This is a genomic window from Myxococcus xanthus (assembly GCF_006402735.1).
In the GTDB taxonomy this organism is placed as follows: Bacteria; Myxococcota; Myxococcia; order Myxococcales; family Myxococcaceae; genus Myxococcus; species Myxococcus xanthus_A.
In genome coordinates this window covers 506,743-529,823 of sequence record NZ_CP017174.1, presented here as the reverse complement: position 1 = coordinate 529,823, position 23,081 = coordinate 506,743, and the positions used below count along the sequence as shown (strand labels likewise).

Here is a 23,081-nt window from a genome sequence, read left to right as displayed (position 1 = left end):
GCTACCGGAACGGGCCTCGCGCCATGACTGACGGCTTGCCAATCTGGAGCCCTCCCCCTCACGAGGCCCCGCGCATGCGCTTTTCTCCCACCCGCGCCTTCCTGGTCCCACTCGCCATCGCCCTGGCCGCGGGGGTGGGCATGCCCGCCTGCACCAAGCCCGTGATGGAGACGCCGGAGGCCCTGGTGGTCGCCAGCGTCAACGGCGAGGTGCTCAGCCGGGCGGACTTCGAACAGGAGCTGTGGCGCGAGCTGGCGCTGACGGACGTGTCCCAGCGCACCTTGGAGGACGTGGAGCCCTTCAAGCGCGCGCTCCTCGACACGTACATCCACCGGATGCTGCTGCTGCAGGAGGCGCGCAAGCACAACGTCACCGTCACCCCGGAGGAGGTGGACCGGGGGGTGCTGCGGCTGTCCGGGGACTATCCGGCGGGCAACTTCAACGAGGTCCTGGCCCAGGGGCAGCTCTCCATGGCGGAGCTGCGCTCGCGGGAAGCAAGCCGGCTGACCATCGAAAAGCTGTTCGCCAGCCATGTCTATTCGCGCGTGGCGGTGACTGAAGAAGAACTGCGGGCCTGGTACGGCGCGCATGAGAAGGACTTCCACGAGCCCGAGCAGGTGCACGCCGCGCAAATCGTGGTGAAGGGCCTGGACGAGGCACGGCGGCTGCAAACCCAGCTCAAGTCCGGCAAGAAGTTCGCGGACCTGGCGCGCAGGTATTCGCTCAGCGCGGACGCCAAGGTGGGAGGCGACCTGGGGTTCTTCCCCCGGGGGCAGATGCCGCCCGCCTTCGACGAGGTGGTATTCAAGCTGGGGGTGGGGCAGGTTTCGGACGTGGTGTCCACCGAGTACGGCTTCCACCTGTTCCGCGTGCTGGAGCGCAAGCCGGCGCGCAAGCGGGAGTTCGCGGAAGTACGTGCGCTGGTGGAGGGCAAGCTGCTGGAGCAGAAGCGGTCGCAGGCGCAGGAGACGTTCGAACAGGAGCTGCGGCAGAAGGCGCAGGTCCAGGTGAACGAGGCCACGTTGCAGGCCATCCGCGGGCGTCCAGCGCCCCAGCAGGCGACGGCGGAGTGACGACGGAATCGAAGACCGGGGCGGCGGTTGGACGCGCCCGGGGTGGTACGGAAGGATGGCGGGAATGAAGAAGCTGGTGGCGGCAATCGCGGCGGTGGCGCTCCTGGGCAGCGGCGGCGTGGCGCACGCGGAGCTGGTGGACAAGGTGGCCGCGGTGGTGAACCGCGACATCATCGCGCTGTCCGAGGTGCAGCAGCGCGCGGCGCCGGAGATGGCCCGCGTCAACGACCCGGATCCGCGCAAGCGCGGCGAGCAGCGGCTGCAGCTGATGAAGACGGCCCTGGACACCCTCATCGGCGAGAAGCTGATGGAGTCCGAAATCGCGCAGCTGGGCATCACCGCCACCGAGGCGGAGGTGGATGAGCTGGTGGCGGACGTGCGCCAGCAGAACAACATCACCGACCCCGCGCAGTTCGAGCAGCTCCTGCTGGGTGAAGGCCTCACCATGGCCACCTACCGGGACATGATGCGCAAGCGCATCCTGCGTGACCGCCTGCTGCGCATGAAGGTGGGTCCCCAGGTGAAAATCACCGAGGAGGACCTCAAGGCCGCGTACACGCAGTACACGCGCATGGAGAGCGGTGACTCGGAGGTCCACGCGCGCCACATCCTGGTGCAGGTGGACGCCAAGGCCACGGCGGAGCAGGTGGAAGCCGCCAAGAAGCGGGCGGAGGCCATCGCCACGGAAGCGCGTCGGCCGGGCATGGACTTCGCCTCGTTGGCCCGCGCCCGCAGCGAAGGCCCCAGCGCCGCGGACGGCGGTGACCTGGGCTGGTTCAAGCGTGGCGTCATGGTCGCGGCCTTCGAGAAGGCCGCGTTCGGCCTCCCTGAGGGCGGCGTCAGTGAGCCGGTGCGCACCAACTTCGGCTGGCACGTGCTGAAGGTGGAGGAGCGCCGCTCAGTGGCCGCAGAGTCCTACGAGGAGATGCGCTCCAAGCTGGAGGGCAAGCTGCTCCAGGAGAAGACGGAGAAGTTCCTCGACCAGTACGTGCAGGAGCTGCGGCAGAAGGCCAACGTCGACGTGAAGCTGTAGCCGCCGTGGGCCTTCCGCTCGTCGGAATCTCCCTGGGGGACGTGTCCGGCATCGGGCCGGAGGTGACGGCCGCGGCCCTGACGAAGCCCTCCGTGCGCAAGGTGCTCGTCCCCATCATCTTCGGGGACGGGCCCACGCTGGCGCGCTTCCCCGCCCTCCGCCGCTATGCCCGCGTGGAGCCCTCCGCCCTGGGCCGCGTGGAAGGCCCCACCGTGGTGGAGGTGACGCGGCTCGCGGAGAAGGACCGCGTGCCCGGAAAGCCCTCGCGCGAGGGCGGCCGCGCGCAGTACGCCTTCGTGACGGCGGCCATCGACGCGATGCGGGCCGGACGCGTGGACGCGCTGTGCACCGCGCCCGTGTCGAAGGAGCAGATTTCCCGCGCGGGCATCCCCTTCATGGGCCACACCGAGGTGCTGGCGGAGGCCTTCGGCGTGGACGTGATGATGTTGATGGATGGGCCTCGCGTGCGCGTGGCGCTCGCCACCAACCACGTTCCCCTGGCGGACCTGCCGCGCCTGCTCACCGTGGACGGGCTGACAGCGCAGCTCAAGCTGCTGTCGCGCGGCCTGGAGCCGGTGGTGGGCCACAAGCCGCGCATCGCCGTGCTGGGGCTCAACCCGCACGCGGGCGAAGGTGGACTGCTGGGACGCGAAGAGGTGGAGGTGATTGGCCCCGCCATCCGCAAGGCCCGCGCGGCCCGGGTGGACGCGCATGGGCCCATCCCCGCGGACGGGCTCTTCGCGAAGCCAGACCAGGTGGGCGCGCGCTACGACGCGGTGCTGGCCATGTACCACGACCAGGGGCTCATCCCGGCCAAGGCGCTGGACTTCGAGCGCACGGTGAACGTGACGCTGGGCCTGCCCGTGCCGCGCACGTCTCCCGACCACGGCACGGCCTACGCCATCGCCGGCAAGGGCGAGGCGAGCTGCGTGCCCATGGTGGAAGCGCTGCTCAAGGCCGCCCAGCTCGCGGGGGCCCGTCTTGCACACCAGTCAACCGGTCGACGTGCTCGGCCAGGTCCGCTCCGTCCTTCGCGGGGTCGATGAGCTGAACGTGCGCCCCGGAGCCACTGTCCGGGAGCACCAGCACACTCACGAGGCCCCGGGGACACTCCCCCAGGCAGCCTGACGCAATCACCCGCGTCCGCTCGGCGAGGCCCCGTCCCGCCAGGGCCTCCCGCAGCCGGCGTGGCAGGTCCACGCCACCGGCGCTTGCCTCCAGCCGCACGAGGCAGCGGTGGCAGACGTGCAACTCCGTGGGCTCCGGCGGCTTGGGCGCTGGCATTCCAAGAGGAAGCATAGAAGCCAGCGGTCCGCCCGCGCCTCAGAAGATGAAGGGGAAGCGGATGGGCTCCTGCATCCGCACCTGGTGCACCGGGAACTTCCAACGGCGCACCACGTCCTCGATGCAGCGCGACAGCGGCGTGGCGCGCAGCGCGGCGGTGTCCATGGACACGTTGAGCGTCTCACCGCTGGGGAGCACCGACCACTGCACCACGAAGCGGCCACCGGCCTCCATCGGCGAGCCCTGCGCGTGTGAGCGCAGGCACGCGGTGATGGCGGGCTGGTTCGTCAGCACCACCTGCTTCACGTCCTCCGGCGTGAGGTGCTCCTTCACGTCCACCGCGGGCGGCACGTAGACGGTGCGCGCGGGCGCCTCCGCCTTCGCGACCTCCGCGTCCGCGTCTTCCGTGAAGCCCAGCTCGCGCGCGAAGGCCTCATCGAGGTCCGCGTACGGCCCCTTCTCCGACGTGTCCTCCTCCACGGCCTCCGCGGCGACATCACCCGGTGAAGTCGCGATGGCGTCCTGGGACGCGGTGCCTTCCGCACCCGTGTCTCCAAAGTCGAGTTCGACGGGAGCAGGCGGTAGGGCCGACGCCGCGTCCGTCTTCGCGAGGGCAATGCGCTTGATGGGCGCGGGGCTCACCACCGCGAGCGACTCCGCCACGGGCGTGCCCGGGGTTCGCGCCGGCTCCGAGGAATGCACGGAGGCGCGCAGTCCCTTCGCCGCGTCCTGAAGACGAAGCGCCGAGCCAAGGCCCGGCTGCGTACTGGAGACAGCCACGGACGACGCAGCACTGGAGACGTGCGATGAGGCAGCGAGCGCCGCGTCCGGCGATGAACCGCTCACGGCGGTCTCCGTGGACGTGCTCGCTCCAATGGCGTCCCCTGACGGGGCGGCGGCGCTCATCGCGGCGCCAGCGCCAGCCGAGGACAGGCCCGCCTGGGCGTCACCGCTCGCGCCAAGGACAGCGCCGTGCGCCGTGCGCCGGATGGCATCATCGACGCTCGCCTGCGTCCTCGTGAAATCTCCGCGCACGGAGAGTCCCGCGACCAGCAGCAGGCTCGCCGTCAGCGCGCCCACGGCCGCCGCGCCCATCAACGCCCCGGGGCGAAGTCCCAGGACATGGCCTGTCTCGGTCGCGCTCGCACCGCGCCACCGCGCGGATTCCAGGTGCGCATGCGTCGGCGCATCACCCCACATGGGCGCATCCGGCGCACGCGCCAGCACATTCTCCGCACGCGGCGGCAACAAGGCGCCCAGGGACGTCACAGTCTTCGCACCAGGCGAAGTGCGCATCCACTCGGGAATCTCCACCGTGGGCTCAGGCAACACGTCCAGCGCGTGCGAGATGGACGGCGGCAGGTGCTCCAGCCACTCCGTCTCCTCCTCCGCGAGTGCGAGCAGCGCGCGCATGCTCGCGGAAACATCCGTCACGGGTGCAGTGTCTTCCACGACCGCGTCGTCTTCACACGCCTCGAGAAGCTCACGGTCGAGATACGCATCGAGGTCTCCCTCGAGCGCCTCGCTCACGCTCACCGTGCCGCGCGGCTCCAACGCACCTGGAGTGCCTTTGCCCTGAGTACGGAACTGCCCTTCAGCTCCGGAAAGAAGCTCGTCCACACGCCCTCCCTCGCCCGCGCTGCACTCACCGGCCCTGACTTCGACTGGGCGTGCAACGTAGGAACCGGTCCTCGTCGCGCCACCCCCCACTGTTCGTCCTTGAACGCTGTGCCCCCTGGAGGCACCGCGCCTGTCCACAGCTTCACCGGGTCAACTCACGGCGGATGGCGCACGCGGCCCCGCAACTTCGCGCTCTGGAAATTCATTCCGCACGCGTGCATGCGCGTTGTACTCACGACACCTCATGTATCAAGCACTCCTGCATCCACCCTGCTGGCCGCCTCTGCGTGCGGCCATGTTTCCACCCGGAGTCAGTCACCCATGAGCACGACGTCCACCGACGACACGCGCACGCTGACGGAGCTCGAAGGCCACGTCATGCGCGCCATCCAGACGAAGGACCTGGAGGCCATCAAGTCGCTCACGACCGAGGACTTCATCTATCGCGGCGCGGACGGCGCGGAGATGAACCGTGACGCGTTCGTCGTGGGCATCGCCGAAATCCCCGGTCACATCACGTCCGTCGAAGCCGAAAAAATGAAGGCCCACGTCTTCGGTGACACGGGCGTGCTGGCCGGCATCCAGCGCTCGCACCTGCGCATGACGGACGGCAGCGAGGTCACCGACAGGGTGTACTTCACCGACGTGTGGCAGCGCCGCGACGGAAAGTGGCTCATGGTGTTCGCGCACAGCAGCCCGGTTCCGCCGAACGACGTCCAGACCTCGGAAACCGTATCGCCGCAGTAACCCTGCCCCTGCGTCCCACCGGGACGTTCCACACTCCACACCCCGATGCGCGACGTCAGGCGCCGCGCACCCCACATCGCAGCGCCTCCTACTCAGAGCGCGCATCCTGATACACTCCGAGACAGGGAGGCCGTCATGATGCAGCTCTTGCACGGTGAGCGCCGGTGGCGACTGCCGGCCCAGGGGGAAGACTGGCTCGTCGTACCGTCGGTCGACCTGGAGCGGCTGAAACATCCGCACGCGCCCGTCCCCGACGTCTTCGTCAGCGCCGCCTTGAAGCGCTGGCTGGCCACCCCCGCCGCGCACACGCTGTATGCGATGTACGAAGCGCTCGGAGGCAGCCGCCCGCTGGGGCTGTCCGGCCTGGAGCGCGGCCGGTACGAGCAACGCCTCCAGCAGCGGCTCACCGAGGCCTTCGTGCATGGCGAGCTGGTGGCCCTCCCCATGGCGCGTCCGGTGTTGCTCCCCACGCCCTGGCCGGAACCACCGCCGCAGACGTCCGAGGAATCCCCCGTCGAGGAACAGACGTGGCTGGCCATCGAGCTGAAGGACGAAGAGGGCAACCCCATCCCCCACGCGCGCTACCTGGTGACGCTCCCGGATGGGAGCACGCGCGAAGGCACCCTCAACAAGAATGGCTACGCGCGCGTGGACGGCGTGAATCCCGGCCAGTGCCAGGTCACCTTCCCGGAGCTGGACGGGCAGAGCTGGTCATGACGGTCTCGATGTCCGAGGCCTCCCTGGGGATGGCGGCGGTGAGCACTTCGTGGCCATCCGGCGTGACGAGCACGTCGTCCTCGATGCGGATGCCGCGCACGTCCGCGTAGCGCGCCAGCACGTCGCGCTGGAGCCTGTCCTTCGCGCGCGCCATGAGCCGCGCGTCCGACAGGATGGCGGGCACCTGGTACATGCCCGGCTCAATCGTCACCGCCATGCCGGGCTCCAAATCCCTGTCCAACCGCAGCGAGCGGTGGCCGAACTCCGGCGAGCGCGTGCGTCCCGGCGCATAGCCCGCCCGGTCTCCCAAATCCTCCATGTCATGCACGTCCAGGCCCAGCAGGTGGCCCACGCCGTGCGGGAAGAAGAGCGCGGTGACGCCGTCCACCACCAGCTCCTCCGGGTCTCCACGGAGGATGCCCAGCGCCACCAGGCCTCGCGCCATCTCCCGGTGCGCGGCCAGGTGCACGTCGCGGTAGCGCGTCCCCGGGCGGACGACGTCGATGCTGGCCTTCTGCATGCGCAGCACGACGTCGTACAGCTCGCGCTGCGTCGTGCTGAAGCGCCCCGTCACCGGCCACGTGCGCGTCACGTCACAGGCGAAGCCGGCGGGGCTCTCACCGCCCACGTCCGCCAGCAGCAGGTCTCCCTCGCGCAGCGTGTGGTCATAGCGCAGGTTGTGCAGCACCTCGCCGTGCACGGTGACGATGGGCTGATACGCCGGCCGCACGTCGCGTGAGACGAACTCCGCCTCCATCGCGGCGCGCACCGCGGCCTCCAGGATGCCCGGCCGCGTGGCGCGCATGCCCGCCACGTGGGCCAGCACCGTGACTTCCGCGGCCTGACGCAGCTGCGCCTGCGCGGCGTCGTCATGGCGAAGCCGCAGCGCAATCATCGCGTCCGCCAGCGGCACGTCCACCGCCGCCAGGTGGCCGGGACGCACCTCGCGGCCCAGCAGCGCGGCCACGTCCAGGCACGTCTCCAGGTCCGGCGTGGGCAGCGTCGCCACGTCGCGGCCCTTCAGCGCCGCGGGCAGCTCGGCGCGCGAGCGCACGGGGCAGCCCGTCCGCTCCGCGATTTCAGCGAAGCCGGGCACCGCGCCGTCCCACAGCGCGTCGTCGGGACCGGGCTCGGGCAGGTACAGCGTCCAGCCCTGGCCGTCATACAGGCCCACGCCGTCCGGCGCCGCGAGCCCGAAGAGGTAGAGGAAGTGGCTCGACGCGCGAAAGGGGAACTGGTCGGCGGCGTAGTTGCGCGGGCGGGGGCGGCTCGATGCCAGCAGCGCGGCTGCGCTCCCCAGGACTTTCGCCAGCTGCTCCCGCCGTCGGGTGAGAGCGGAGCGCTCGGAAACGGAAGGGAGCAGCATTCTGGAACCTCGCGTTCAGGCACCCAGCGGGCGCTGGGGCAACAGCTTGAAAAGGAAGGCCAGCAGGTCGTCGAAGTGGCCGCCCTTGCGGAAGACGGCGTCCACCGGCATGTCTATCTTCCCGTCATGACCGGTGACGAAGACGACCTTGGTCTTCGGCATGTGGTGGCGCACCAGCGGAATCAGCCCCGTCCCAAAGCCGTCACCCAGGCTCTGGTCCAACAGCACGGCGTCATACGCGCGAGGCCGGTTCAATAATCCCGCGGCCTCCGAATAGGAGCCGGCGGTGACGACCGCGAAGCCCGCATCCTCCAGAAGCGCGGACAGCGTCATCCGGTTGGAAGGGTCGTCTTCCACGAGCAGCAGGCAACGCCCGAACGTCCAGTTCGTCTCCATCACTTGCTCCCCCGAGTCACGTCATTCCGGTCATGGGCCCCGGCCTCCGGGCCCGTGAATTGGATTTCCACGTAGGTGCCCCCGGAGGGGCCCGCGCCCAGGTCCAGTTGCCAGCCATGCCGCACGGCCGTCCGGTGGACGATGCTCAGCCCCAGCCCGGCGTGGTGGGGCCGCGTGGTGAAGAAGGGCTCCAGGGCGCGCGAGTACGCCTCCGCCGCCAGGCCCTCTCCGGTGTCCTCCACACGCAGGCACACGCCGCTGTCGGTGTCGCGCGTGCGCACCGTGAGCGTCCCGCCGCGCGGCATGGCCTCCAGCGCGTTGTCCACGAGGCAGCGCACCAGCAGCGCCAGGTCCTCCACCTCTAGCGGCACGCCGCCCTGCTCCGTCAGTTCGCGCACGACCTTCACGGACGGCGGAACCTGGGCCTGGGCGAGCGCGTGCTCCACGCCTTCGCGGGCGCTGCACCGGGGACGCGTGCCACCGCTGGGCGGCGGCGCGCGCTTGGAGAGCACGTCCTCGGCGGACGTCAGCTCCTTTTCGATGAGCTGGAAGAAGGTCTCCACGCGCGGGTCCGCGCTCCAGAGGTCCGTCTTCTTCACCTGCCGCATCAAGTAGAACGAGGCGTTGCGGATGCTGGCCAGCTTGTTGCGCAGGTCGTGCCGCAGGGTGGAGGCCACCACGTCCGCCACCGCCGCCCGCTCACGCGCCTGGAGGTCTCTGCCTGCCATGGGTCAAATCCTCGCGCCTTGCAGCCCTTGTTGAGGCCGGCCTCGCACCCGCGCAATCGCCTGTACCAGCTCGCGCAACGGTACCGGCTTGGTCATGCACACCACCGCGCCCTGCGCCGCCACCCTGCGGAGCATCTCCGGCACCACGTGGCCGGACACGGCGATGATGGCGACGGACAGATTCGCCGCGCGCACCTTGGACACCAGCTCCGGCCCGCTCATCTCCGGCATCACCAGGTCCAGCACGCAGACGTCGTATTCCCCCGAACGCAGCGAGGACAACGCCTCCTCGCCGCTGTACACGGCACGCGCGCGCAGCCCCACCGTGCTCAGGGCGCGCACCATGCCGCGCGCCACCTGTTCGGTGTCGTCCACCACCAGGACCTGCGGCGCCGCCGCCGCTCGCAGCACCGTGTCCAGCGCGTGCGTCACGTCGAAGGGCTTGGGCAGCACGGTGAAGGCGCCCTCGGCGAGCGCGTCATCCACCAGCTCCTCCGCCGTGAAGGCCGTCATCAGCACCACCGGCATGTCGGGGCGCTCCTGCTTGATGCGGCGCAAGAGCTCCACGCCGTGCAGGCCGGGCATGCGGATGTCCGTGAGCACCACGTCCACGGATTGCTTCTCCAGGAGGCGCAACGCCTCCTCACCATTGGCCGCCTCGAGGACCGTGTGGCCCTCCAGCTCCAGGTTCGCGGCCAAGGTGATGCGAAGCGACTCCTCGTCGTCGACCAACAGGATGCGCGCGGGGGCCACTGCGACGTCCTCCATCATGCGGCCTGGGCCGCCGCTGCCGCGGGGAGTTCAATGAGGAACTCACTACCCCGCTCCGCTTCGCTGCGCACAGAGATTGTGCCGCCATGACGTTGCACCATGTTGGCGACAATGGCCAGTCCCAAGCCGGTGCCACGCGTCTTCGTGGTGAAGAGCGGTTCGAAAATCTTGGGCAGCACCTCCGGAGGAATCCCCGCGCCGTCATCCACGACCCGGATGCGCCAGGGACTCGCGTCTCCACCTTCCGCCACGACTGAAACCTCTCCATTGCGCCCCACGGGCATGGCCTCCACCGCGTTCTGCACCAGGTTCACCAGGACCTGGCGGAACTGCTCCTTGTCCAGGTGCGGCACCGGCAACGACTCCGGCACGTCATTGACGATTCGCACCCCTTCCCGCTGCGGCACCACGCCAATGGCCTCGTCCACCAACGGACGCAGCGGACAGGGCTGGAGCGCGGGCGGACGCTCGCGGGCGAAGTCGAGCAGGTCGGAGATGATTTTCGCGCAGGCGTTCAGCTCGCGCTCCATCAGCCCCAGGAACTGGGGGACCCGTGGGTCATCCGCGGCCCCTGCTGGGTCCTTCGTGAGCTTCCGGGAGAGATAGGCGTGGGAGTTGCGCACGGCGGCCAGCGGGTTTCGCAGCTCGTGCCCCACGCTGGCGGCCAGCTGTCCCACCGCGGCCAGCTTCTCCACGCGGATGAGGTGCTCCTGGAAGCCGCTGAGCTCGCGCAGGGCGCGGTCCAGCTCGCGCGCCTTCGCGTGCTCCCGTTCGCGGGCCAGCTCCAGCTCCGCCCGGCGCACCGCCACCTCTCGCAGCTCGCGCAACATGCCCCGGCACGAATACACCAGCACCACGTCGATGAAGGCCACCCAGAAGGCGTGCTCCACGAACCGCCACAGCTCCGGCGGAAGCCCGCCGTAGAGCGAGTGTGACCACATGGTGCCGCGCATCACGTGGTCCACGACGGTGGTGATGCTCGCGGTGAGCAGCACCCACGGGTCGCGGTACAGCGCCAGGAAGGCCAGCGAGCCGAAGATGTGGAAGTGCGTCTCCACCCGGCCGTCCGTCAGGAAGATGAGCAGCGAGGACCAGAGCGCCTGGCACACGGCCACCACGTGACGGGTGGGCGTGGAGCCCGGGCGCCAGCGGGCCATCACCATCGGGAAGGCGCTGAGCAGCGTCCCCACCAGCACGGCCACCTGGAGCTGCGCGCCGCTGCCCCGCGGACCGAACAGGGCGATGACGATGCTCACCACCCACTGCCCCAGCATCAGCCCCGCGAAGAGCCGGTCCGTGCGGACCCGCACCGCGGACAGGTGCTCGCGGAACAGCCGCGCGGAGCGCTCCTTGAGCGCCATGGGCGGGCTGGACGTCTCGTCGCGCGCCGGGCTCATGGCACGCTCCCGCGGGGGTCTTCCAGCTCACAGCCGTAGACGGCGTGCCCGGACAGCGCTTCCGGCGGCGCGTCACCCAGCAGCGCCTCCACCGCGGCGCGCCCGGCGTTGTCGCCCGTGTGGCCCCGGGCCGTGGTGATGCCGCCGCTGAAGCGCAGCGTCCCACCCGCATCGTAGAAGAGCACCTGACCGGAGGTGACGGCGCCGAAGCGCTCCGCCTGGGCCCCTCCCTCGTCGCGCAGGGCGGTGACACCCGGAATCGCCGCCGCGGAGCGCCACAGCTCGCCCTGCTCCCAATCCTGGCCGGTGCCCTCGGGCTTGAGGAAGAGCACGAAGGCGTCGAGCCGCCCCTGTGCCTTCGCCATCACCAGCGAGAGTTCTCCCATGCTCGCGCGCGTGCAGGGACAGAGCGGGTGCGCCAGCATCACCAGCGTGGGACGGCCCTCCACGCGTGGCACGGTGGAGTCCCCGGGCCAGCGCGCGGGTGCCGCCAGGGACTCGCCGGGCGTGAGGGAATAGCGAGCCATGGCGAGCGAACCCGCCACGATGCCGCCGAGCCAGACGACGCCGGACACCACCCACCACCCACGCTTGCCCACGGGGCGCCTCATCGCTCAGCCCCCGGGTTCACCCGCGACCCATGCAGGCGCCCCGCGCACGGAACCGTGGCGGACTTGGCAAGTGAGGCTGTCGAGTGGACGGCGGCGGTGGTGACGAGGTGGGGAACCTCGGCGTCGACCCGCAGCACCTGGAGGCGCTGGGCTTTCATGGCGTGACCAGCCACACGATAGCGCCCAGCCCCCCAGGTCTGTCATGGGTTTGAATGGCAAATGTTCGGAATGTGCGTCGCGCGACCGCCCAGCTGGATGTCTGTAATGGGAATGAAGCGCCGCGCGAGCGACACCGTCACCGGTGGTGCGTGTGGAGCGCGTCCGCGTAGTGTTGGAGCTGGCGCCTGGCGGCGTCGAACGCATCCGTCACTGCTTGATAGGCATCCTCGTGCCCGGTGCGCGCCTGCGGATCCCGGGTGGCGACGATGTTCCTTCCTGGCACACTCACATCCACACGCACGTGGAAATGCCTGCCGTGCTGCTTGTGCCGGTGCGGCTCCTCCACCACCACGTGGCACCCCACGATGCCGTCGTAGAACTGCTCCAGCTTGCCGGCGTGGTCGCGGATGTACTCGCTCAGGGCCTCGCTCGTCTCCATGCCCCGATAGGTGATTTGCAGCGCTCGGTTCATCGTCCGCCTCACGTGGTGGTGCCCCCGGGAAGGGGGCATCGGGTTGCCTTCCCTTCCGGATGCATTTGCGCGGCCAGCGCGCCAGGTCCGCGAAATTCCATCAACGCCACGCGAGCCACACGCTGCGTTTGCGGCGAAATGGGACACCGCCGCAGTCCCTGCGTGGCGATTTGCCCCACCCTCCCGGAGCGGCGGACGTGGGCCCGCCCGGCTCCACGCTCAACCCAGGGCCGCCACCTCGAGCACCGCCGCGCCGTGTACCTGGCCTCGCCGCAGCGCGGTGAGGGCATCGTTGGCGGCGGACAGGGGGAAGGTTTGCACCAGTGTGCGCACCGGCACCGTGGGCGCGAGCGCGAGGAAGTCCAGCGCATCCGCCCGGGTGAGGTTCGCCACCGAGCGCACCACCCGCTCCTCCCACAGCAGCGCGTAGGGGAACGCGGGGATGTCGCTCATGTGGATGCCTCCGCACACCACCACGCCGGCCTTGTCCACCGCCCGGAGCGCGGCGGGCACCAGCGCGCCCACGGGCGCGAAGAGGAGGGCCGCGTCCAGCCGCTCCGGAGGCACGGTGTCCGAATCCCCGGCCCACTCCGCGCCCATCTCCCGCGCGAACCGCTGGCCCTCCACGTCCCCCGGCCGGGTGAAGGCGAAGACGCGCCGGCCCTGGTGGCGCGCGACCTGGATGAGCAGGTGCGCCGCAGCGCCGAAGCCGTAGAGCCCCAGCAGACGGCGCTCCATCCCCGCCATGCGGAGACTGCGAAAGCCGATGAGGCCCGCGCACATCAACGGCGCGGCGTGGACGTCGGTGTACTCGGGCGGCAGGGGGAAGCAGAAGCGCTGGTGGGCCACCGTGAACTCCGCGTAGCCACCATCCAGTTGGTACCCCGTGAAGCGTGCCTGCTCGCAGAGGTTCTCCTGGCCGGCCAGACAGAAGCGGCAGTGGCCACAGCTCCAGCCGAGCCAGGGGACGCCCACTCGTGTGCCCACGGGAATGGCCGTCGCCCGCTCGCCCGCCGCCTCCACCGTGGCCACGATTTCATGGCCTGGGACCAGCGGCAGCTTGGGCTTCGGGAGCTCACCGTCCACGACGTGCAGGTCGGTGCGGCAGACCGCGCAGGCGCGCACGCGGAGCAACAGCTCCTCCGGACCGGGGCGAGGAATGGGCAGCCGCGTCTCACGCAGGGGCTGCCCTACCTCGCGCAGCACCATCGCGCGCATGCTTCCTTCCATGCCTCACCCCCCTGGCGCCGCGCCTCCAGAGCGCCCGGGAGGAAGATGGTAGGGGCTCCTCAAATCTGCACACCCGCGAGCAGGCCCGGCCACATGCGCACGGTGGTGCGGCCGTCGTCCGCCACGTGGCGCCACTGCGGCCCGATGCCCAGCTCCTTCCACGGGTCGCTGTCATCCCAGGTGACGAGCGTGTTGGCGCTGACGCCACCGAACACCGCGAAGTGCCGCGCCACCTGCCAGCCCGCCGTCAGCCGGAGCTGCCCCAGGACATGGTTCGTGTCGTCGAAGAGCCGCTTCGTGTGGAGGGTGCTGCTCACCACGTCGACGTCGAAGAAGAAGCGGCCCGCGGGGATGTGCCCGCCCAGGCCCGCGCCGATGACATAGCGGCGACGGTCCTCGTCGATGGAGGGGCTGTAGCCCACCGTGAACAGCGAGTAGATGTGACGGCCGCCCAGCTTCACGCCCACGTTGGTGAGCGCCACGTCACTGGCCCAGGCCTGCACATGCGCCTGACCGCCACCGACGAAGCTGAGGAGGCCCACCGCCTCGCCGTCCAGTTCGCGGGCCACGTTGAGGAGGCCCACCTGCGCGCCCGTCACGTTGCTGGCGATGTTGACGATGCCCACCTGCGCGCCATCCACCTCGCCGCCCACGTTGATGATGGAGAGCTGGGCGCCGGAGAGATTCCGCACGTAGCTGACACCCGAGGACATCTGGAGCCCCGTCATCTGCCCCGCCACGTTGAGGCCCGCGGAGGCCTGGAGCCCGTGGACCCGCCCTGTCGCGATGTTGGCGCCCACCGCAGCCTGGAACCCGCGCACCGGACCGCCCGACACGTTGGCGCCCACGCCGAGCTGCGCGCCCAGCAGGCTCTTCCCCGCGACGTTGACGGCCACGGCCATCTGCGTGCCATTCACCTCGCCCGACGCGATGTTGCCACCCACTGCGAGCTGCGCGCCTTCAGCGTTCCCGCGCACCACGTTGACGCCCACCGTGGACTGGAGGCCCAGCAGGTCCGCACCGGCCACGTTGGCGCCCACGGAGAACTGGGCGCCCGTCACCGGCCCCCGGGCCACGTTGGCGCCCACCGCGAGCTGCGCGCCGCTCAGCCCGCCCTCCCCCACCCAGTTGCCTGCCAGCGACATCGCCAGGCCGTCCACCCGCTTCGCATGCGTCGCCACCAGGCCGATGGACACGTTGTTGACCACGTTGCCGGTGTGGAAGCCCGACGTACTCAGCCCTGGCACCAGGGTGAGGCTGAACGGGATGTGCACTTCGTTCGCGTCGGTCTCCGCCTTCGCCTCGGCCGAGCCTTCCTCAGGCGCGGATGCGCTCACCTCACCGCCCACGACAGCGTCCACCGTGGAGGCCACCGGCTTCGCGGCAAGCCGGGACGCGTCTCCCACGGCGTCCGTCGTGGCAGGCACGACGGGCGTGGAGGACGCGCCATTCGACGGTGCCACAGGGTTCACAGCGCCGGACGCTGACGCGCTCCCCGCGGGCGCCCCAGCCGCCGAGGTGTGGCTCACCGGCTGCTCCGCGGCAGCCACCAGCGGCGGTGCGGACAGCTCGCGCGCCACGCCCGGCCAATCGACAGACGCCGCTCCGCTCGCGGAGGACGCGGCGCTCGAGGACTGACCGCCCGCTGTCTCCTCGGCGGAGGCCGAGAACGCCACCACCGCCGCCATCATCCCCGCGCATACCGAGACCTTGCGATTCATCGCCTGGACCTTCCTGGACTGTTTTGAATGCGGCCCGGCCCGCATCGCGCGGGCACCCGGGCCATGAGGAATCATCGGGAGGCGTCGCCACCCCGCTCGCGCAAGAGAACACCGGCACCGCGCGGAACTGTCACCTGTCCACTTCAGCGCAGCCGCTGACATCGCGCGCCATGTCCTCCCGCGCCCCGTCCCGCCGCGACGTGCTCACCGCGACCCTGGGTGGCCTGCTCCTCCCCGGCGTCGCCGCCTCACAGCCCACGAAGAAGGCCTCACAGGCCCCGTCCACCGTGAAGCCCCCGGAGAAAACCGCCGCGCCCTCGCGCGGCCGAGGAGACGCCATGCTCACACGCCCCATTCCCAGCACGGGCGAAGCGCTGCCCGTCATCGGCCTTGGCACCTGGCAGACGTTCGACGCCACACCGGACGAGCGAGCGCCCCTGGCCGAAGTGCTCCGCACCTTCCTCGAATCGGGCGCGCGCCTCATCGACTCCTCGCCCATGTACGGCCGCGCGGAATCCGTGGTGGGCGAGCTGCTGCAGAAGCTCGACGCGACGAAGACGCCCTTCCTCGCCACCAAGGTGTGGACCACCGGCAGGAACGAAGGAACCGCGCAGATGCGGGAGTCCATCCGGCGCATGGGCCAGGGCCGCATGGACCTGATGCAGATTCACAACCTCGTGGACTGGCGCACGCACCTGCCTGTCCTGTGTGAATGGAAGGCCCATGGCGGCATCCGCTACCTCGGCATCACGCACTACGCCCGCAGCGCCTTCAATGACCTGGAGCGCATCATCCGCGAGGAGAAGCCGGACTTCGTCCAGCTGCCCTACTCGGTGCTGGAGCGCGACGCGGAGAAGCGCCTGCTGCCCGCCGCCGCCGAGCACGGCGTGGCGGTGCTCGTCATGCAGCCCTTCTCCAGCGGCACCCTCTTCGAGCGCGTGCGCGGCCGGCCTCTTCCGGGCTGGGCCGCGGACATCGACTGCACCAGCTGGGCCCAGGTGTTCCTCAAGTTCATCCTGGGGCACCCGGCGGTGCACTGCCCCCTGCCAGCCACCAGCAAGCCCTCGCACGCCGCCGACAACGTGCGCGCGGGCTTCGGCCGGCTGCCCGACGAGAAGCTCCGCGCCCGCATCGTGAAGGAGCTGGAGGGCTGAGCGGCGGCTACAGCTCCGGGTCCGGCGTGTACTGGAGCTCGCCCGTGGGCTCCAGCACCAGGCCCGTTCCGGGCTCGTCCGCTTCGTCGTCGCGGCCCACCTCCAGCACGGACTCCTTCGCGTCCCACTGGCCCAGGTAGTACTCGCCGCCCGCGGCCATGCAGGCGCGGCCTTCCGACACCACCGTCTCCACCACTTCCTTGAGGTCGCTGGTGGCGCGCAGCAGCGTCCACGACTTGCCGTCCTCCTTGAAGCCCTCCACCAGGTCCTTGAGCTCGGCGTCGCGAGGCATGCCGTCGGGCAGCGTCTGGCGCTCCCACGTGCGCGGCTCGCGCTGCGGCTGACGGGCCTTCCACGCGCGCGCCAGCGCCAGCAGCTTCTCCTCCGCCGCCTCCTGGAGCGCGTGCATCTCCTCGGGCAGGTCGATCTCCTCCAGCGCCAGCACCGCCGTCTCCAGCTGCAGCGCCTTGAGGCTCCACTCGTTCCACGCAGTCTTCAGCATTCGAACCCTCGCTTTCCTGCTCGGCCACCTACCACAGGCCCGCCTGCCCTGGCGGCGGCCAACCCACCGCCCTGTGCCCGCCGACCTCCACGCTGTCTACCTTGTGCTCCCAAGGGAGGCAGCGATGGCCAGCAAGAAAAAGGACACCCAAGACGTCGCCGAGCACTTCGATGACCTCATCAAGGGCATCAAGGTCGCGATGATGACCACCGTGGAAGCGGACGGCAGCCTGCGCAGCCGCCCCATGTGGACGCACGCACGCGACTTCGACGGAGAGCTCTGGTTCTTCACCCGCGAGCATTCACCCAAGGTCGACGAGGTGACGCACGACCACCACGTCAACCTCGCGTACTCGGACCCCACCCGGGACCGCTACGTCTCCGTGAGCGGCCGTTGCCGGCTGGTGCTCGACAAGGAGAAGGCCCGCGAGCTGTGGAACCCCACCCTCAAGGCCTGGTTCCCCGACGGCCTGGATGACCCCGAGCTCGCCCTGCTCTGCGTCCGTGTGGAAAAGGCCGAGTACTGGGACACGCCCAGCAGCCGCATGGTCCAGCTCGCCGGCATGGTGAAGGCCGCCTTCACCGGACAGCCCTACGCACCGGGCGACCACCAGAAGCTCGACCTGGACGACAGCGCCCCGCTGCCCCACTGAGCCGGACGGGCCCACCGGAATGGGCCTTCATGAAGGGGGGACGGCGCCTCGCGACGGCTCCGTCTCCTCCTGTCCCACTCACACCTTCTTCATCCTTCCAGCAGGGTGGGTCACCATGAACCCATGGCGAACCTGTCCGAGGAGTGTGCCGTGGATGTCGTCCTTCTGACGACCTGGTGTTTCTCTGACAGCGTCGATCGCCTCGCCTTGTACCTCGGGCTGGGCTGATCCATGAGTGCGGCGCCCTCGGGTGGTAAGAGCCGCCACGCTCATGACGTTGAAGTGACGAACGCTTTAGAGTATCAACCATCCGCTTTCGAGATTTTCCGCATGCACGACCGGTATCGTACCGCCCCGCATACGGCCGACTCGATACGTCTAACGAAGGAACATCACGATGGAAAACAAGAGGTCGGTCGCGAAGCCGGACGGCAAGCTCGCGGTCCTGATTCCGGGTTTGGGCGCTGTGTCCACCACGCTGATGGCGGGTGTCGAGCTGGCGCGCCAGGGCAAGGGTCACCCCATTGGGTCGCTCACGCAGATGGGCACCGCCCGCCTGGGGAAGCGGACCGACGGGCGCACCGTGAAGCTCAACGAGCTGGTTCCTCTGGCGGAGCTGAAGGACGTCGCCTTCGGCGCCTGGGACATCATCCGTGAGGACGCGTACGAAGTGGCCGTGCGCTCGGGCGTGCTCAGCGACAAGCACCTGGAGGAGGTGAAGCCGTTCCTCCAGAGCATCAAGCCGAAGCAGGGCGTGCACGACCCTGAGTTCGTGCGCCGCATCGAGGCCAACCACATCAAGGCCACCAAGACGCACCGCGAGAGCATCGAAGCGCTGCGCCAGGACATCCGCGACTTCAAGAAGGAGCTCAACGCGACGCGCGCCGTGATGGTGGTGTGCAGCAGCGTGGAGACCTTCCGTCCGCTGCCCGAGTCCTTCAAGACGCTGGCCGCCTTCGAGAAGGCGCTGGACGAGAACAGCCCGGACATCAACCCCACCGCGCTCTACACCTACGCGGCCATCAAGGAGGGCGTGCCCTTCGCGAACGCCACGCCCAACGCCAGCGTGGACACGCCGGCGCTCCAGGAGCTGGCCAGGCAGGAGGCGGTGGCCGTCGCTGGCCGTGACCTCAAGAGCGGCCAGACGATGATGAAGACGGTCATCGCGCCCGCGCTCAAGGCCCGCATGCTGGGTCTGGACGGCTGGTTCTCCACCAACATCCTCGGCAACCGCGACGGCGAGGTGCTGGACGACCCCGCGGCCTTCAAGGCCAAGGAAGTCACCAAGTCGAGCGTGCTGGACACCATCCTGCAGCCCGAGCTGTACCCGGAGCTGTACAAGAAGTACGCGCACAAGGTGTCCATCCACTACTACCCGCCCCGCGGCGACGCGAAGGAGGGTTGGGACAACATCGATATCACCGGATGGCTCGGCTATCCGATGCAGATCAAGGTCAACTTCCTCTGCCGCGACTCCATCCTGGCGGCCCCGCTGGTGCTGGACATCGCGCTGTTCCTGGACCTGGCCAAGCGGCTGGAGTGGCGCGGCATCCAGGAGTGGATGTCCTTCTACTTCAAGAGCCCCATGGCGCAGCCGGGCCTGCCGGTGGAGCACGACCTCTTCATCCAGCTCACCAAGCTGAAGAACACGCTGCGCGTCGTCGCGGGCGAGGACCCCATCACCCACCTCGGGCTCGACTATTACGGAGATGACCTCCCGCTCTCCAAATAAGGTCACCGCGCTCACGTGGCTCTCCACCGTCCTGGGGTTGAGCCACTTGACGTTGGTGTACGCCACCGGTCGGCTGCGGTGGGACCACGTCGCGGCGGACGCGCTGATTCTGGGGGTGGCCTGGGCGGGCCCCCGCTTTCAGCGCTTCCTCCGCGGTGGGCTCGCACTGTGGCTGACCGGGATGCTGCTGGACAGCCAGGGCCTCTGGCTGTTCCTGCGGGGCCCCATCCACACGGGCGACCTGTGGGAGCTGGAGCGCCAGTGGTTCCCGGCGCCCGGCGGCACCCACTGGCCCGAATGGTGGGCCACGCGCTTCACCCCGGCCTTGGACCTGCTGTGCGGCTTCGCCTACGCGGCGTACCTGTACGAGGTCTTCATCCTGGCCATCTTCTTCTTCGTGAAGAAGGACTCGCTCTTCGAACGGCTGTGCTGGGGCTTCCTGGCGGCGAACGCCATTGGCGTCGTCATCTACGTGCTCTACCCCGCCGCGCCGCCCTGGTACGTGCTCCAGTACGGCCCGGGACCGGCCGACCTGGCCGCGCCCCCCAACCCCGCGGGGACCGCCCGTTTCGACGAGCTGCTGGGCATCAGTTATTTCGCGAGCTTCTACTCGCGCAGCACCAACGTGTTCGGGGCAATGCCTTCACTGCACGCGGCGTACCCCTTCCTGGTGATGATGTTCGTGTGGTCGCGCGGCTGGGCATGGCGCATCTCCACCGGGCTGTTCGCGTTGCTCGTCGCCTTCTCCGCCGTCTACCTGACGCACCACTACATCCTGGACGTGCTCGCGGGCCTGGGTGTGGCGGCGGTTGCATTTCTCGCGGTCGAAAGCATCTACGCCCGTTGGACGGCCACGACACCGTGGGCCGTGTCGTTGACTACAAGAGGAGACACCCGTGCTTGAGAACCTGATGGCGTGGTTGACCGGAAACCTGTCTCCGTCCGCCCGCATCTGGACGGCGCTGGCTCCGGCCATTGTCGCTTGTGTCTACTTCATCGGCGGGCTGCTCCTCTTCTGTATCCGCTGCGCCTTCAAGGGCATTCCCCGCGACGAGGAGACGCTCAAGCGCGGCAGCAACGGGCTGGTGGGCTTCTTCCTGCGGCACTACTTCTTCTGGATCATCCAGCCGCTGTGGGCGGTGATTCTGCGCTCGGGCCTGCCGGCCAACGCGCTGTCCATGCTGTCGGGCCTCTTGGGCGTGTCGTCCGGCGTGGCGGTGGCGGCGGGCCGCTTCGCGCTGGGCGGCTGGCTCTTCCTGTTCGCGGGCATCCTGGACGTCATGGACGGGCGCATCGCCCGCACGCGCAAGGAGGCCAACCCCGCGGGCGCGGCGCTGGACTCGGTGCTGGACCGGTACGTGGACTCGGCGATGCTCATGGGCCTGGCCTGGTACTACCGGGACACCTGGGTGCTGCTGCCCGCGCTGATGGCGCTGCTCGGCTCCTCGCTGGTGCCCTACGTGCGCGCCAAGGGTGAAGGCCTGGGCGTCAACGTGCGCGACGGCGCCATGCAGCGGCTGGAGCGGGTGCTCTTCATGGGCGCGGGCACGGCGCTGTCGCCCATCCTGGAGGCCGTCTTCTGGCCCGAGGAGAAGCACCCCATGCACTGGCTGGCGGTGGTGGGGCTCGTGTTCGTCGCCGTCATGAGCAACGTCACGGCGCTCTCCCGCTTCCGCAACCTGGTGAAGGCGCTGGCGCCCAAGCGTCAGGAGGCGCGCTCCGGCAAGGCCATCATCGGGCTCAACGCCCTGGCGGGCGCGCTGGCCACGGCGGTGGACTTCGCGCTGGTGCTGGCGTTGGTGGAGTGGGTGGGCATGCTGCCCGCCTGGGCCACGGTGCTGGGCTGCGGCCTGGGCGCGGTGGTGAACTACTCCATCAACCGGGTGCTCACCTTCAAGAGCACCGGCGCGGTGGGGCGGCAGCTGGCGCGCTACTCGGTGGTGAGTGGCACCAGCGCGCTGCTCAATGCGGGCGGCGTGGCGCTGCTGACGCTGCACCCGCAGCTGGCCTATGCGCTGGGGTGGTGGCTGGTGCGCGGCGTGGTGTACTTCGCGTGGAACCTGCCGCTGCAGCGTGACTACGTCTTCAACAACGACGCGGCTGCTTCCGAGGACCCTCTCATGGAGCAGCGTCCTCATGCGGCCTGATGGGCGCTTCCAGGTGCTGAAGGTCCTGGCTGTGGCCACCGCGCTCGCGCTGCCCTCGGTGGCGGCGGCGGGCGCGGTGCTGGAGCCGAAGCTGTCCCCCAGTGACAACTACGGGGAGAACTTCACCTTCATCGGCGACCTGGACGGCGGCACCTTCATCTTCGTGCAGCTGACGGTGACGAACATCGGTCCCGGCTCGCGCACCGGCCTGTGCCGGACCACGGTGCTGACGCCGGGGCAGAAAGCCTGGTCCGCGCAGGCGAAGGTCAAGACGCGCGACTGGCGCTACGACGCGGAGAGCTCGACGCTGAAGATGGGGCCGTGCTCAGCCCGTTCGGCGGATGGGGCCACGCGCGTGGAAGTCCCGCTGGATGGCGGGCGGGTGCTGCTGGAGTACGCCGCGCCCATGACGCCCCAGGGCCAGGAAGGCACCGAGGTGGAGGTGGGCAAGGACCGCTACCACCACGAGGTGACGCTGGCCTTCAGCGCGTTGAAGGCGACGGTGAAGCGGCCCAAGGGCGAGGACGTCGTCTACACGGGTGGCGGGTACGCGGACCACACGCGCTCCACCATTGCTCCGGCGAAGCTGGCGAAGCGGTGGGTGCGCTTCCGGGCGCTGCGCGGCGGCGAGAAGCTGGTGCTGCTGGCGCGCGAGGGCCAGGACGGCGAATACGGCCCCGTGTACGCGTGGGAGGAAGGCGCCACGGCCCGCTCGCTGGAGCACTTCACGCTCGCGCGGGAAGGCGTGAGGGAGCGGAGTTCGTGGACGGTGGAGCTGTTCGCGGATGGCTCCTCCGCCATGGTGCTGCGCTCCACGTCGCTGCTGCAGCGCAGCGCGCCGGTGGAGGATTTGGGCGCGGTGCTGGGCGGGCTGGTGCGCTCGGTGGTGGGCTCGCCGGTGACGTACCTGCACCGGGCGGTGCTGGAGCGTGAGGGCAAGGCACCGGTGACGGGGCTGATGGAAGTGACGCTCGAGGGCGACCTGTGAGTTTTGCTTTGCTGCGGGAAGTGCACCACGTGCCGGGAGTGCGCGGCTGGGTGCGCAAGCAGGTGCTGCGCTCGGTGGCGCGCTGCGTGGAGTGGACCACGAAGCTGCCGGGGCGCGGGCTGAACGTGTCTCAGGTGAATGACTGGCTGTACGTGGGTGGCGCGGTGCCTCGCTCGCGGTACGCGGAGCTGAAGGCGCGCGGCATCACCGCGGTGATTGACGCGCGAGGTGAGCGCTGTGACGACGCGGAGGCGTTGAAGGCGCTGGGCATCGAGTTGTTGAACCTGCCGGTGACGGACCGCTATCCGCCGTCGGTGGAGCAGGTGATGCGGGGCGTGGAATGGGCCCTGCCCCGGCTGGAGCAGGGCGGCACGCTGTACACCCACTGCGAGCACGGCGTGGGCCGGGGCCCGCTGGTGGGGCTGGCAGTGATGGTGGCGCGTGGCTGGGAGGCACCGGCCGCGTACCGCGAGCTGCGGCAGGCGAGGTGGCAGTCCACGCTGAATGACCGGCAACTGAACGGGCTCGCGGACTTCGTCGCCGCGTGGCAGGCACGGACGTCCGAGCGGGCGGCGTAGGCT

23 protein-coding genes are annotated in these 23,081 nt (G+C 69.7%); 12 read left to right on the top strand and 11 right to left on the bottom strand.

The features are described 5' to 3' along the window. Nucleotides 1-74 precede the first annotated feature (74 nt). The 3 genes from BHS09_RS02310 (at nt 75) to pdxA (ending at nt 3,152) form a co-directional block, all read left to right on the top strand. Nucleotides 75-1,073, top strand: a complete 999-nt coding sequence (locus BHS09_RS02310) for a peptidylprolyl isomerase (RefSeq protein WP_174258613.1) — start codon at nt 75-77, stop codon at nt 1,071-1,073. Nucleotides 1,074-1,137: 64 nt separating this feature from the next. Further along, nucleotides 1,138-2,106 carry a peptidylprolyl isomerase gene (locus BHS09_RS02305; protein ID WP_174258612.1) on the top strand — a complete coding sequence of 323 codons (969 nt, stop codon included), beginning with the start codon at nt 1,138-1,140 and terminating at the stop codon, nt 2,104-2,106. A 5-nt stretch (nt 2,107-2,111) separates the two neighbouring features. Further along, nucleotides 2,112-3,152 carry a 4-hydroxythreonine-4-phosphate dehydrogenase PdxA gene (gene pdxA / locus BHS09_RS02300; protein WP_140786877.1) on the top strand — a complete coding sequence of 347 codons (1,041 nt, stop codon included), beginning with the start codon at nt 2,112-2,114 and terminating at the stop codon, nt 3,150-3,152. A 277-nt stretch (nt 3,153-3,429) separates the two neighbouring features. Here the strand turns inward: pdxA and BHS09_RS02290 are convergent, their stop codons facing one another. Further along, nucleotides 3,430-5,010, bottom strand: coding sequence for an AgmX/PglI C-terminal domain-containing protein (locus tag BHS09_RS02290; protein WP_140797043.1), 1,581 nt, complete (start codon nt 5,008-5,010; stop codon nt 3,430-3,432). Nucleotides 5,011-5,331: 321 nt separating this feature from the next. Here BHS09_RS02290 and BHS09_RS02285 point away from each other — a divergent pair, with 321 nt between their 5' ends. Next, a complete protein-coding gene (locus tag BHS09_RS02285) occupies nt 5,332-5,757 on the top strand; it encodes a nuclear transport factor 2 family protein (protein ID WP_140786874.1) in 426 nt (141 codons plus the stop codon). Between the two features lie 135 nt (nt 5,758-5,892). Beyond that, the gene (locus BHS09_RS02280; RefSeq protein WP_237080144.1) at nt 5,893-6,474 is read left to right on the top strand and encodes a carboxypeptidase-like regulatory domain-containing protein; all 582 of its coding nucleotides are present in this window, start codon (nt 5,893-5,895) and stop codon (nt 6,472-6,474) included. Here the strand turns inward: BHS09_RS02280 and BHS09_RS02275 are convergent. The 9 genes from BHS09_RS02275 to BHS09_RS02235 all read right to left on the bottom strand — a co-directional run bounded on the left by BHS09_RS02275 (nt 6,437) and on the right by BHS09_RS02235 (nt 15,487). Beyond that, the gene (locus tag BHS09_RS02275) at nt 6,437-7,840 is read right to left on the bottom strand and encodes an aminopeptidase P family protein (RefSeq protein ID WP_140797041.1); all 1,404 of its coding nucleotides are present in this window, start codon (nt 7,838-7,840) and stop codon (nt 6,437-6,439) included. The genes BHS09_RS02280 and BHS09_RS02275 overlap by 38 nt on opposite strands. A gap of 15 nt (nt 7,841-7,855) precedes the next feature. Further along, nucleotides 7,856-8,236, bottom strand: a complete 381-nt coding sequence (locus BHS09_RS02270) for a response regulator (RefSeq protein ID WP_013936365.1) — start codon at nt 8,234-8,236, stop codon at nt 7,856-7,858. Next, nucleotides 8,236-8,964 carry a sensor histidine kinase gene (locus BHS09_RS02265; protein WP_140797040.1) on the bottom strand — a complete coding sequence of 243 codons (729 nt, stop codon included), beginning with the start codon at nt 8,962-8,964 and terminating at the stop codon, nt 8,236-8,238. The genes BHS09_RS02270 and BHS09_RS02265 overlap by 1 nt, the downstream gene beginning before the upstream one ends. A 3-nt stretch (nt 8,965-8,967) precedes the next feature. Next, entirely contained in the window at nt 8,968-9,735 is a 768-nt protein-coding gene (locus tag BHS09_RS02260) for a response regulator (protein ID WP_140786870.1), read from the bottom strand. Next, the gene (locus BHS09_RS02255; protein WP_140786869.1) at nt 9,732-11,132 is read right to left on the bottom strand and encodes a sensor histidine kinase; all 1,401 of its coding nucleotides are present in this window, start codon (nt 11,130-11,132) and stop codon (nt 9,732-9,734) included. Before BHS09_RS02255 ends, BHS09_RS02260 begins: the two co-directional genes overlap by 4 nt. Beyond that, complete coding sequence (locus tag BHS09_RS02250; RefSeq protein WP_140786868.1) at nt 11,129-11,743, bottom strand: thioredoxin domain-containing protein; 615 nt, start codon at nt 11,741-11,743, stop codon at nt 11,129-11,131. The genes BHS09_RS02255 and BHS09_RS02250 overlap by 4 nt, the downstream gene beginning before the upstream one ends. A gap of 295 nt (nt 11,744-12,038) precedes the next feature. Further along, nucleotides 12,039-12,374: a ribosome hibernation-promoting factor, HPF/YfiA family gene (gene hpf / locus BHS09_RS02245; protein ID WP_140797039.1), complete on the bottom strand. Its 336-nt coding sequence runs from the start codon at nt 12,372-12,374 to the stop codon at nt 12,039-12,041. Nucleotides 12,375-12,593: 219 nt separating this feature from the next. Next, nucleotides 12,594-13,604 carry a zinc-dependent alcohol dehydrogenase family protein gene (locus tag BHS09_RS02240; RefSeq protein WP_140797038.1) on the bottom strand — a complete coding sequence of 337 codons (1,011 nt, stop codon included), beginning with the start codon at nt 13,602-13,604 and terminating at the stop codon, nt 12,594-12,596. A gap of 59 nt (nt 13,605-13,663) precedes the next feature. Further along, complete coding sequence (locus tag BHS09_RS02235; protein ID WP_140797037.1) at nt 13,664-15,487, bottom strand: LA_2272 family surface repeat-containing protein; 1,824 nt, start codon at nt 15,485-15,487, stop codon at nt 13,664-13,666. A gap of 8 nt (nt 15,488-15,495) precedes the next feature. Here BHS09_RS02235 and BHS09_RS02230 point away from each other — a divergent pair, with 8 nt between their 5' ends. After that, the gene (locus BHS09_RS02230) at nt 15,496-16,479 is read left to right on the top strand and encodes an aldo/keto reductase (RefSeq protein WP_237080143.1); all 984 of its coding nucleotides are present in this window, start codon (nt 15,496-15,498) and stop codon (nt 16,477-16,479) included. 7 nt (nt 16,480-16,486) lie between these two features. On the opposite strand, the gene BHS09_RS02225 is transcribed toward BHS09_RS02230, so the two are convergent. Next, nucleotides 16,487-16,981 (bottom strand): hypothetical protein, encoded by a 495-nt coding sequence (locus BHS09_RS02225; RefSeq protein ID WP_090486584.1) that lies wholly within the window; start codon nt 16,979-16,981, stop codon nt 16,487-16,489. A 124-nt stretch (nt 16,982-17,105) separates the two neighbouring features. Here BHS09_RS02225 and BHS09_RS02220 point away from each other — a divergent pair, with 124 nt between their 5' ends. From BHS09_RS02220 to BHS09_RS02195, 6 genes are all read left to right on the top strand, one after another. Then, nucleotides 17,106-17,633, top strand: coding sequence for a pyridoxamine 5'-phosphate oxidase family protein (locus BHS09_RS02220; protein WP_140786864.1), 528 nt, complete (start codon nt 17,106-17,108; stop codon nt 17,631-17,633). A gap of 397 nt (nt 17,634-18,030) precedes the next feature. Then, nucleotides 18,031-19,365 carry an inositol-3-phosphate synthase gene (locus tag BHS09_RS02215; protein ID WP_140786863.1) on the top strand — a complete coding sequence of 445 codons (1,335 nt, stop codon included), beginning with the start codon at nt 18,031-18,033 and terminating at the stop codon, nt 19,363-19,365. Further along, nucleotides 19,343-20,269 carry a phosphatase PAP2 family protein gene (locus BHS09_RS02210; protein ID WP_140786862.1) on the top strand — a complete coding sequence of 309 codons (927 nt, stop codon included), beginning with the start codon at nt 19,343-19,345 and terminating at the stop codon, nt 20,267-20,269. Before BHS09_RS02215 ends, BHS09_RS02210 begins: the two co-directional genes overlap by 23 nt. Continuing rightward, entirely contained in the window at nt 20,262-21,512 is a 1,251-nt protein-coding gene (locus BHS09_RS02205; protein WP_140786861.1) for a GtrA family protein, read from the top strand. The genes BHS09_RS02210 and BHS09_RS02205 overlap by 8 nt, the downstream gene beginning before the upstream one ends. Continuing rightward, nucleotides 21,502-22,500: a hypothetical protein gene (locus BHS09_RS02200; RefSeq protein ID WP_140797036.1), complete on the top strand. Its 999-nt coding sequence runs from the start codon at nt 21,502-21,504 to the stop codon at nt 22,498-22,500. Before BHS09_RS02205 ends, BHS09_RS02200 begins: the two co-directional genes overlap by 11 nt. Further along, on the top strand, nt 22,497-23,078 hold the full coding sequence (locus tag BHS09_RS02195) for a protein-tyrosine phosphatase family protein (RefSeq protein ID WP_140797035.1): 582 nt from the start codon (nt 22,497-22,499) through the stop codon (nt 23,076-23,078). Before BHS09_RS02200 ends, BHS09_RS02195 begins: the two co-directional genes overlap by 4 nt. Nucleotides 23,079-23,081: the final 3 nt, after the last annotated feature.